Annotated in this window: 5 protein-coding genes; all 5 read right to left on the bottom strand. The window is 40.7% G+C overall.

Annotated elements, in window-relative coordinates; translation table 11 throughout:
• Positions 1-3: 3 nt before the first annotated feature.
• The gene (locus KUV50_RS15990) at positions 4-3,312 is read right to left on the bottom strand and encodes a SusC/RagA family TonB-linked outer membrane protein (RefSeq protein ID WP_222581190.1); all 3,309 of its coding nucleotides are present in this window, start codon (positions 3,310-3,312) and stop codon (positions 4-6) included.
• Between the two features lie 1,050 nt (positions 3,313-4,362).
• The gene (locus tag KUV50_RS15985; RefSeq protein ID WP_222581189.1) at positions 4,363-5,538 is read right to left on the bottom strand and encodes an alpha/beta hydrolase family protein; all 1,176 of its coding nucleotides are present in this window, start codon (positions 5,536-5,538) and stop codon (positions 4,363-4,365) included.
• A 134-nt stretch (positions 5,539-5,672) separates the two neighbouring features.
• The gene (locus KUV50_RS15980) at positions 5,673-7,019 is read right to left on the bottom strand and encodes an amidohydrolase family protein (protein ID WP_222581188.1); all 1,347 of its coding nucleotides are present in this window, start codon (positions 7,017-7,019) and stop codon (positions 5,673-5,675) included.
• A 22-nt stretch (positions 7,020-7,041) separates the two neighbouring features.
• Positions 7,042-8,874, bottom strand: a complete 1,833-nt coding sequence (locus KUV50_RS15975) for a RagB/SusD family nutrient uptake outer membrane protein (RefSeq protein ID WP_222581187.1) — start codon at positions 8,872-8,874, stop codon at positions 7,042-7,044.
• Positions 8,875-8,893: 19 nt separating this feature from the next.
• A complete protein-coding gene (locus tag KUV50_RS15970; protein WP_222581186.1) occupies positions 8,894-12,406 on the bottom strand; it encodes a SusC/RagA family TonB-linked outer membrane protein in 3,513 nt (1,170 codons plus the stop codon).
• Between the last annotated feature and the right edge of the window lie 97 nt (positions 12,407-12,503).

Genomic DNA, 12,503 nt, shown 5'->3' with positions numbered 1-12,503 from the left:
TAATTAAAACGCCACATTTAATTTCAAACCAAAACTTCTGGTATAGGGGATCACAGAATAAAACTCGTACCCGGGTTCTCTGCCATTTGCCCCCCTGTTGAAATAAGCCGTTTCCGGATCGATAAATACATTGTGTTTTGTCCAGGTAAATAAATTTTGACCCAACAGAGATAAAGACAAGTTTTGCAGTTTTAATCGATTCACAATGGTTTTTGGAAATCGATACGACAGTGATATTTCTCTCATCTTAAGATAAGTTGCACTGTAAAGGTTGGCCGATGCCAAGTATCTATCTGCGCCCTTTTGCGCATGATACGGACTGAGCCAGATGGTTCCCGGTCCACCAAAGTTTTCGATATATCCACCGTTGCCATCTTGTCTGACGCCCACATCAAAGCTCGCATCATTCACGTATACCCGTTCGCCTGAGGCATTTATATAACTTCTGGCTTCTCTGGTTTCTTCATCTTGCCACGGGAAACCACCATATTCTGAATCGCGTCCTCCAATCCATTCATGGGAGTATTTTTCCGGGTTATCTTTGATTTGTTGAACGATATCCTTATTGGGATCATAATCAACACTACCATTAATAGACTCCGGGAATCGTCCATCATTCTTTCCCTGTCTCAAGGTCTCTGAATAGAACTCTCCACCAGATCTCCAGTCAAAAACGGCTGTCAGGCTGAAGTTTTTGTATTGAATGTTCGGGTTGATTCCCATGATAAAATCGGGATTGTAGTTACCAATTTTCTCAAAATGATCCGGATTTCGATCTCTTTCAGGTTTGCCGTTACCAAAGATAATGGCGTGCCCATAGTACTCAGAATTGGGATCCTCTACTTTGAAGTAAGGAGCTTGATATATATCGCCGACTTGATCCCCGGGGTAGGTATAGAAATATGCATATCCTTTGCTGTACCCAAAATATTCAATGCCTTCAGCAAGCTCTATTATACTGGTCCTGTTTCGGGCAAAATTCAAACTCAGATCAAAAGCTAAGTCTTTCTGTCGGATCAAGGAAGTGCTCAACGTGATATCTAAGCCCTTGCTTTGGACCAACCCCGCATTGATAAGCTTCCGCGACGCCCCCGATGTAATCGGCGTACTAATGCCCAACACCTGATTTTTATTATCCATCACATAATAGGTACCATCCAAACTGATTCTGTTATCAAACAAAGACAAGTCCACACCAATTTCTTTCGAAATCGCTATTTCCGGTTTTAACTGTGCATTCTTCGCTACTTTTGATATACTGGCTCGCTTCGCATCTCCCCAGTCTTCTCCGAAGTTATAGTAACGCTGAAGTTGATATGGATCCACATCGTTCCCTACCTGCGCATATCCTGCACGGAGCTTGGCATAGGTGATCCAACCGGGCATGGCCATCATATCACTGACCACCATACTCAGCGATGCCGATGGATAAAAGTAGGACCGATTATCTTTGGGCAGTGTACTGGACCAGTCATTCCTTGCCGTCATATCCAGATATATCATTCGTTTGTATCCGATAGAAGCCTGACCGAAAAGACTGTTCACTTTCTTTTCGCTCAAAAAGTTCGTATACACCACCGAACCAGGCCCGCCATTGTTAATATTGTACAACCCGGGAATCACCAGGTTGGTGGTCGAATTGTGTAAGTTTTCTCTATAATTGTGCCGAAGATTTCCACCAAAATTCGCTTGAAGGTCAAAATCACTCAGAATACTTTGATTGTATGAGAATAGTCCTTCCCAATTTTGCTCTCTAAAACTGGAGTTCTGGATATCAAAATTCCCTTTCGGTGAATTATTTGTATCCCAGGGTCGTTGATTGACCGCTCGTTGGTTGGATTGACTTCGCATATATTTTGCTGTGAAGCGAAGATTATTAACAAACTCCCAGCTCATTTGTATTTTCGATAAGGCCTGAGTACGCTTAAATGCTGTGGTGGCCAACTCTTGCATCAGGTATGGATTATTCCATCTGGTTTTCCATCGGCGCTGCACAACACCTGTCTGACCTTCCATCCACCAGGTTTCCGGGTTTTTGTAAGGTTCCATATCAACCTGTGATCCAATGGTCAGAATAGCTCGCGTGGGGGTGAGGAAGCTATCGTCATTATTTGGTCGGTTATCCGAACTCGACTGATTCAATGATGTCATGACCGTCACGTCCAAATTATCGGTCAGATTCATCGTTCCATTGATGCCGATATTATTTTTTTTCAACCCAATATTGGGCATAATGCCTTTATTATCGTAGTTCCCCAAGGAAACGCGAAAATTGGCTCTATCATAATTCCCGGTAATGCCCACATTATTCGATTGGGTCCAGCCATTTTGATAAAATTCTTGCTGACGGTTAATATTATTCTCATGAGAGACCAATTCTTGTGGACTATCCTGGTTTCTTTGCTGAGCAATGAACCCATTGTCCAGTCTGGGTCCCCAAAATTCATACGCATCATTTTCAAATACAAAGGCACCTTCTTGTCCTGAGGCAAACTCATTTTGAACAGGCAGGTATTTATACGGATTATCTGTAATAATGGAAGAATTAAAACTTACTCCTATACCCTGGTCTTGCCCTTTTCCGGACTTCGTGGTAATAAGAACCACCCCGTTCGCAGCGCGGGAACCATACAAGGCTGCCGCACTGGGACCTTTCAATATAGATATTGATTCGATGTCATCCGTATTCAAATCTCCCACGGCATTACCGAGGTCCGCCTGATTAAATTGGTTGTTTTTAGTATTGGCAATGGGCACTCCATCCACTACAAATAAGGGTTGATTGTCGGAGTTCAGAGAGGATGCGCCGCGGATAGTCATACTCACAGAAGAGCCTTTGACCCCATAGGTTTGTGATATTTGCACACCGGCCACTTTACCCTGCATCGAATTGAGCACACCAGCCTGGGGGGTGGTGTTCAATTCTTCGCCCCCTACTTCACCTACGGAATACCCTAGTGCTTTCTTTTCTCGTGAGATTCCCAGTGCAGTGACGACAATTTCATCCAGACCAAAAGCATCGCTGTTCATGACTACATCGATCGTGGATTGTCCATTTACATTTACTTCCTGGGTCTGATAGCCCACATAGGAAAAAACCAGTGTAGCATTTTCATCCACATCTGAGACAGCAAAATTACCATCAAAATCCGTTGTTGTTCCGGTGTTCGTTCCTTTTACCTGGATATTCACACCGATGAGGGGTTCGCCGGAGTCATCCGTCACGTGCCCCGATACATCGCTCTGACCATGGGCTACCCAGCTCACAGCTAGAAAGAGTGGTAACAGTAAATAACATTTTCTAATTTTCAACCCACCTAAATGTGAGGAAATACCTTTAACTTGATTTTTTTTCATGGTTCATCATCTAATACTATACTGACATGCGCAGTAGGTTTAAGAAATCAATATAAAAGACAGTAATTTTAAGGTTATCGTCAATCTATCGCCTGAATAATTATGATAAATATAGTACATCGTTTTGAATTTAATGACTCCTTAATGGTTGGAAAACGCCTGCATTTATACTATAAATTTGACATAACACTGTTTTCAGATGATTTTCACGAAAACTTTATTGACTTCTCATCAAATCATACCTGCCTGATTTCAAGTATTTTACAATTAGCTTAAACCATATTTTTCATTTATTTTTTGACAGATATCCAGTTTTTACTTGTCAGCACGCAATCACGCAAGTCAATTAAATCCTATCACAAGATGTCAATATAGTATTATCAAACGCTGACGGAGACCGATCTAGCATGAGGGGAATTTCATCTGGCTAAAATCAAAATACCATGAAGATGGCTCTATCCAACGGGTGAGCTTTCTGGGAATAATTTTTACAAGGTAGCCAAAAGCGATACTTTTTTGTGGCTATTAATGGAACCGGCATTTGCAATTCTACCTCGCATGAAGGTTCAAATACTAATGAAATTGAACGTGGTTGCACTCCCTTACATCACTGCTTCCTCTTTTATGTAGACCACCGATGATCATAGGGTATTGCTGCGTGATCTAAACGCCAGGACATTTGTCCTTCAGTGTAACTATAATGTGGTCATCAATTAATTCGATCCAACTCATCCATTGGGACTAATTCAGACATTCATTGCATCTGTAAAAATCAAAAGCTATAAATTAAAAACATAACCAGCATGGGGAATATTAAACATCAGTGTTTTGACATTTTGGTTGTGCACCAGTTTCTTTAAATTCTCACCAATGAATTCTTACTTTCGCTGGATAGAAAACATATGATTCTTCGGAAACGAAACCTCCTTTAGAGGCAAAGCTAAAACGTGTTATTTGCAATTCAGTGGGTATCTCAAAAGTCATATCAGCTAATGCTCGAAATTTTTAGTTTAATTCTAAATACTCAATAATAGCTTCATCGCCTATCAGAGCATTAGCAGAGATTAAATTACTTTCCCCGTAAACCCGCAATTGATGTTCTGGCAAAATGGTAACAAAATCTTCATTTACCGTAGGACTCCATTCGAGGTTCCCCGAATCCAATTTGAGGTGATAGGCAAAGAAATTATACATTGCAGCTCGTTTTGAATAACCATAATCATGCTTTTCAGCCTGAAGATGAACGTTTTCAACCTTATGCTCTGCATTGTATAGGGCATAAATCTTTTGAATATAAGGGTATTCTATACGTGGTGTGTTGTGGGTCCAGTCGTTACCGTTGGAAATTATTAACATTGGCCGTGGAGCACATAGTGCAGCAATTTCGACATTGTTGGTTTGATGGTGTACACTTTTATGGATGGGCATTCCACTTTCACATACACATCCACCAAAGAAGTGGGCGGAAACCTGGACGCAAGGCACTGAAGCCTTTATTCTGTCATCTAAAGCCGTCATAATAAAGGTTTGTGTTGCACCACCGGAACCACCTGTCATTCCGATCCGTTCCGGATCAACGTCAGATCGTGAGAGCAGGTATTCCAACACTCTTTTGCTGTTCCAAGTCTGAAGTAGCATAGCAATTGGCATTTTATGAGAATCAACTTGTTGAGAATCTCCATGCCCCACCATATCATAAGCGAATACCACTGCCCCCATACGAGCTAGTACAGCACATCTCTTTTGTACATAGTGCGTCAATCGTTTATCTTTCAAATGACCGTGTGGGGAGAGTATCGCGGCGTTCTTTTTGTTAACATCTGAGGGTCGATATAAATTGCCTGTGATATAAAATCCTGGAAAACTTTCAATAACGATATTTTCCACGATGTAACCATCAAGTTTTCGAGAGTTTGTAATTCTCGTTTTAAAATCACCCTCTATTTTCGGCATTTGATCAAGCTTCATTCCTTTAATAATACCCATTTTGATCATATCAGCTCTTTCTTGCCATGATTGCTGGTCATCCCATTTTGTAGCAAATTCCTTCATTTTTAAGTTTGCTTCATCCTCTGTCCAATGATGTCCAACACAAAGCATATTGCCTTGACTGTAAGCGGTCAAATGTGACAACAAACAAGCAAGCAAGTAAAAATTCCTTAAGGATATTAGATGAGTCATTTTTATATATTTTTAAAAATTATGTCCAGAATTATATAGCACTAGGACCATTCGCTTCATACCGACTGCATGTCTCATGAGCAAAATCCTCGGCTCTCTCTCCCGAGGTTCAATAAACATGCTGCATTACAGACTCATTCCTTCACCCATCCCCCATTAAGCATCACATGGCTTATATTTTTCATAACAGAAATATTTTGCAGTGGATTTCCATCAATTAAAATTAGATCAGCCAATTTTCCTTTTTCAATACTTCCTATTCTGCCGACTGACCTAAAGTAATGGGCGTTGAGCAAGGTAGAACTTTGTATCACTTCCATAGGAGTCATCCCTGCCTCGACAAACAATTCCATCTCCCGCTGATAAGCCATTCCTGGCTGAGCATATGGGCCGGAATTGTGAGAGCCGATGACTATTTTTACGCCAGCTGCATGGGCCATCCCTACGAATTCCAACATATTCGCAAAGCCTTTCGCTTCATAATCTTTTACTCCTTTGTCTCCAGTCCTCCTCTCAAAAACCGTTAAAGTAGGTGATAAAAAAGTACCTTTTGCTACCATCAGATCGATCAAATCTTTAACCCTTTTTTCTCGCAGGTCAATGGTGGACCATAACCGGTATCGCCATTCGCGGCGCGCATTACTGTTTTTCCATACCGTATCCTGAAATATCCGAACTTCAGCAGGATCCGCCAAAGCCGTACCGCAGGAAGTAACATGCTCTATACCATCCAATCCGGCCAGAATTGCATCGTCAGCTCTAACCAATTCCAGGTGCGCAAATACAGGAATGTGGTTCCTATGTGCGGTTTGTATTATCGGGTCATAAAACTCCAAGGGTAATCGAAAATATATCTTGATCCCTGAACTACCCTGCCTAAAATGATTTCCAACCACTTCACGTGCATGGTTAGGATTCTGAATCATTGCTGCCTGATCTTTATACACTCCTGGATAACCATCAAGATGTGCACCGGTCAGAAATGCTCTTGGCAAAGGTTTATCTGCAAAATTAAGGGATTGATAAAAACGAAACGGGTGTCCAGGGTCTCTGAAGGAAGTCGTTCCGTTTTTCAACAATATCTGGAGTTGTTCATTGTTGTTGGTACTGTGAAAGTGGGCATCGATGAGCCCCGGCAACATCGTATATCCTGAAGCATCAAAGTGGTCTGCATCATCAGGAATTACCACCTCGTCCTTCCCGCCCACGGCCATGATTCGGTTTCTATCAACGATTACAACAGAATTTTCAGTAACCTTACCTCCTGTCCCATCGATAAGGAGAGCACCCGTAATTACAATCGGCTTTTTATTGAAGGGCACCTTAGGTGGATTGATTTCAGTCAAATCTGTTGATTGGATTTGATTATTTGTTGAATAATTTACCATAGGGTGTTGTGCCTGGATGTTCAACGTTATAGTTGCAATGGCCATCACTAAAATCAAATCAGTATGAAAGTTTTTTATAATTTTGAAGTACATGCTGGGCTTGATAATTTAAATTTTAATAACCTGGATTTTGAACCAATTGTGGTGCTTTATTCATCTCATCATCTTCAATCGGCATCCAATATAGTTTCTCAGAAAACGTTTTTCGAGGTGCTGCCTCAACTTGCCTCCAGGTTGTCTTTGTAACACCATCTTCTGTTATTTCTTTGATATCGACACCATATAAGTCTTGATCAAAGTTTTCTTCCAGCTCTTTCCATCTTCGGATGTCATACCATGCTACATTTTCTGCAAATAATTCTATTTTTCTTTCATACTTCAAGGCCTTTAAAGGGTCTCCCACAAATGGTGGCAGTCCAACTCTCGTTCTTACTTTGTTAATATATTGCGAAGCGGTCGATATATCACCAAGGTGAATAAGAGCCTCCGCGTAATTCAACACAATTTCGGGATACCGCATTCTAATTATAACGTTTTCATTGGCTTCATCGCGACCTATAACAGCATCATCGGTGAATTTCTTTAACAGGTATCCAGTATATGTGCCGTTCCATGGAGTAAAAGGCCCTTGTCTTGAATCAATTCCAAACCGCTCATTAACAACTTCACCGTTTTCAATGGTAATTCTAGTTCGGCGATCATAAATACCTACTGGATCAAGATCCGCTAACCCGGGAAACCGGGGCTGCCATATAGCACTGTCGAATAACACCGTCGCATAAAAACGCGGTTCACGATTTTTATAAATATTGGGATTATTAAATTTATTTGACTTGTTAATGTACTCTTTATTTGCATTTACTTCAAAGTGGTCGAAAAAATCGGATCCATCCTCCATTTGGTATAAGTCGACAGAATTTCCATAGGGACTATTATTTCCATGACATCCATTCCCATTGGGGCCCAATCTCCGATTCGTGTATATTCTGGTACCAGTTTCTTTTAAATGCATCCTACCCCACATAATCTCATTACTGCTTAAATCGTAGGATCGGAATAAATCGTAATATCCTCTGGAAGCTAATTCTTGATCCGGAGCGCCAAAATCTTCCAATGCTAATGTTCCCAAATCAATGAGTTCCTTGGCGGCATCTCTCGCGGCTTGCCAAAGCTTATTTCGGTCAGGGTTGGGGTAACCTAAAAGTTCATTAGGAGCAGTACCGTCAGCTGTTAAATCACTGGCTGCAAATAATAGCATCCTGGACTTAACGCCCATAGCTATTTCCTTATTTGCCCGCCCCATAATGGATTCCGATTTGGGCTTTAATAATTTTGCAGCTTCGTTGCAATCATTGACGATAAAATCGATGGTTTCAGCAAATGTATTGCGTGTGACGTTGGAAAAGTCATCCCCAAGATTAGCAGGTTCACTGATCAACGGAACACCTCCATATGCACGGCATATATCATGATAGAAGATTGCCCGCAAACAAAAAGCTTCTCCTTTGAGGATATTAACCTGATCGGTGATACTTTCCTTCTCATTTTCATTGGCATTCTCAACAACCTGGTCAATATTAGCCAAAAGATAATTCAATTTATAGATATTGGAATAGTGATGCCAAGATAAATTACCTCTGTCTGGACCCAGATTTCCGGGGCCAATGCTGCTGATGTCATAGGGCGTGTGTTCTGCACCCTTCGTTGTCACAGTTTCTGCGACAAACACACCTGTCTGGTATCCATGGCCCCTTTGATTCCAGCCATATTCCACATCATTATATATGGCATTTAAATAATATTCCACCAAACTGGGGTCGGAGAAAACAACAGGATCTGAATAACTATCCTGAGGATCTTTATCTAATATGCTGCTATTACAAGCGCACAATGCCCATACCATTAAAATGATGATAGTTTTAAAATTTAATATGCTTAGTAAGTTCATGACTATTGTGATTTAATATTCAAAATGTGATCTGCCCACCCAGACTTAATACTTTCATTATAGGATATGCCCCCATTCCACCTGCTTCAGGATCCATTATTTTATTGCCAGAGTATATCAACCATAAATTTTGTCCAGATACATATAGGCGGGTTTCTTTCAATCCTACTTTACTGATCAAGGCTTCAGGTAATTGATAGCTTAACTGAAGGTTCTTCAGCCGTGCATAAGAAATATCGGTGTAATGATAATCCGTAATATGCGAATCTCTCCAGTACTCTTCAGTCCATTCATATGCTCTTGGTTTACTGGCATCCTTATTTGTGGGAGTCCATCGATCTTCTGCATCATATTGAAAATAATTTCCTGCAGATCCTGCACGCGAATCATCATAGATATATCGTAATGCTCGCCCATGGCCCTGTACGAGTCCTCGAAGTTCCCAATTTTTATAAGAAAAATTCAAATTCAATCCAAAGGTCAGCTTTGGAATGGTCGTCAAAGGGAATAATTTTCTGTCATCTGAAGTGATTTCTCCATCACCATCCACATCTTCAATAATGATATCACCGGGTTTTGCTCCAGTAACATGCGGCAAAGAATTGACTTGTTCCTCATCCCGAAAGATTCCGATTGAATGGTATAAAAGCTGGGTACCCTGCGGTAACCCAGTACGTACTTGCCAGGGGACAGATCTTGCCGGCTCATCAAACTCTACGATTTTATTTTTTGCATAAGCCATATTTGCCGAGATAAAATAATTAAATATTCCTTGCGGCTTATTATAATGCAGCTGAAATTCAAATCCATAATTTTCAACAATACCATAATTCTCATCAGGCAACGATATTCCAGTAAACTCTGGAACCGATCGGTTTCGTTTTACCAAAATGTTGTTTCTGCGCTCAAAAAAGAAATCTGTATCAAAACCGATTCTGGAATTCAAAAACTGGGATTCCCACCCAAAATTATACACATTAGCTACTTCCCACGTGATATTGGGATTGGGAAATCCTCTTTGTTCTAACCCCTGCACATAACCTTTTGACGCACCAAGTGGCACACCTGTAGTAAATCCATATCTTGTTAAATACTGAAAAGGGGATACGATATCGTTTCCAAGTTGACCCCAGCTGGCTTTGAGTTTAAAATAATTTACAAACTGGATATTGTTTTGCCACCAGGCTTCCTGAGAAGGCCTCCAACCCACTAACACCGAGGGAAAATTCCCCCATCGTCCCGCTTCTTTAGAAAAGTTTAATGAACCATCTCTTCGATAACTAAACTGAAATAAATAGGTCTCTTTAAAGTTGTAACTAACTCTTCCAAAGTAATTTTGGCGGGCACCAATCCCTACCGATTCATCGTTATCTTTTCCTTCATCTCCACCGGCAAACAAATAAGGTAACCGATCAGACACAAAATATCTTCGATAGGCGGTAAACCCTCCGCTATTGCCTTCATACTGTTCATAAGCTACAAACGCACTCAAATTGTGGTTCTGAGCTAGGGTGGTATTATAGTCCACTTTTAAATTGAACGTCTTGGCAATATTGTTATTGGAATAGTTGGTAACTCGTGGTTCTGAAAATCCTCGTTTTGTTCCGACAAGATAATCAGACCCATCTTCTATACCGGTATTCCCATCAGCTAAATAGGAGTCTTTGTCAAAACTATATAAAGTCCACGGTTTTTGAAATAATTTTCTTTTCCTGTTGTAGGTATCATAGGCAAAATAACCGGACGCACTCAATCCTTCTATCCATGGAATTTTAATATTGGCTGAGAAAACATTATTACTTCTATATTCTTTTCTGTCATCAAATCCGGTCGCATCCGAGGCAGAAACCATAGGTTGATCACCAAATTCAATATCAGGTCCGGGGAGGCCATTCGGAAACAATGCAGCCTGAGTTGGGTAGGATCTTCTCAAAGATCTAAAAATAGCACTTGCTGATTTTGTCGGATAAATACTGTTTTCTTGGATTCCTGAAATATCCAATCCAATGGTTATATAATCATTCAATTTAAAGTCAAGATTTGCTCTTACATTATATCTGTCATAAGAAGTAAGTGAGTTTGTATAGATCCCATCATCAAACTGTTTCCCGAAAGAAGCAAAATAACTAATACTCTCTGATCCTCCCGATATAGATAAATCATGATGCCTCGTAGAACTAAAGTCTTTGAGAGCCATGTCGTACCAATCCGTATTGGGATGGGTCCAGGGATAATTACCAGACCTAAACTTTTCGATATCCTCTTCTGAATACAACATATTTGATTCATCTACTCCCCTGTAAGATTGATTTTCTCTTATCATCTGAGCATAGGTCGGAGCATCCGTCAATTCAGGCAACATCGTAGGAGATAGAACCCCCTCAAAATATCCATAAGTCAATTTAGGCTTGACATTATATGTGCCTCGTTTTGTGGTCACTAAAATAACACCATTTGCTGCCCGGGCGCCATAGATAGCTGCAGAAGCATCCTTGAGTACAGAAATACTTTCAATATCATTGGGATGCAATGAATTTATGTCTCTTCCCGGAATACCGTCCACTACAACCAATGGACTATTACTTCCAAGTGTTGAATTTCCTCGGATTAATATTGACGCCTCATCATTACCAGGTTCACCACCATCTTGCATGAAAATGGCACCAGGCAACCTTCCTGCTAATGCATTTGATAGTTTTGAAATTGGAGAAGCGGTAATTTCTTTCTCATCTATACTTGTCACAGAACCAATCACATTGACCTTCTTTTGCGTTCCATACCCCACTACCACCACTTCATCCAGCAACTGCGTATCCGATATGAGCGTAATGTTTAATGTTGATTTTCCTGCTATTGGCACCTCTTGTGTCTGATAACCTATATACGACACTACTAGAACCGCATTTTCATCGATATCTTCCAATGCAAAATGGCCTTTAACATCTGTTGCTGTTCCTTTATTTGATCCTTTAATCTGTATGTTTACGCCAATTAGAGGCTCTCCTTCCTGATCGACCACGGTTCCTTGGATGGAAAACGCTAAAGCTTTACGGTTTAATAAGTCATGTGGCAGAGTAGTAATCAATCGGGAGACATGCTCCATTTGTCTGCTAGTTACTATCTCCTGATCCTTATCATCTACGATTTTCTGGAAATGATGGATCATCTCCTTCAACGATTCTATCCCTTCTTGATCATTCTTATAAATCACCACGTATCGATGATTAAACATCTGATACTTCAGATCGGTGTTCTTCAAAACCGACATTATCGCTTCATCAACATTATGCCCAGCGACCGGTGCATAATTAACTTTTATATCCGACACAATAGCCCGGTCATAATTGAACAATACCTGGTACTGATCACTGATGTGGTGAATGGCTTCCAGCAACGTCATTTCCTGTAATCCCGGATGGTATTCTATATCTGTCCCCCCGGCTGAGAGTGAGTGGTGAGCGAGAAAAAGAATCATTGCTACGAACAACAATAGCTTTCTCAGCTTTGATAAGAGTAAAATTCGTACCTTCATCTTCGTTTAATTTTTAGAACAATTATTAAATCAGGTGATCGGGGAAATATCCTGTGGAGTTATACTTACCATCACAACATGCGCTGCGGCAACAGCA

It is taken from the genome of Membranihabitans marinus (assembly GCF_019802045.1).
In the GTDB taxonomy this organism is placed as follows: Bacteria; Bacteroidota; Bacteroidia; order Chitinophagales; family Saprospiraceae; genus Membranihabitans; species Membranihabitans marinus_A.
Note: the sequence above shows the minus strand (reverse complement) of the source record. Positions and strands in the feature narration are given on the sequence as shown.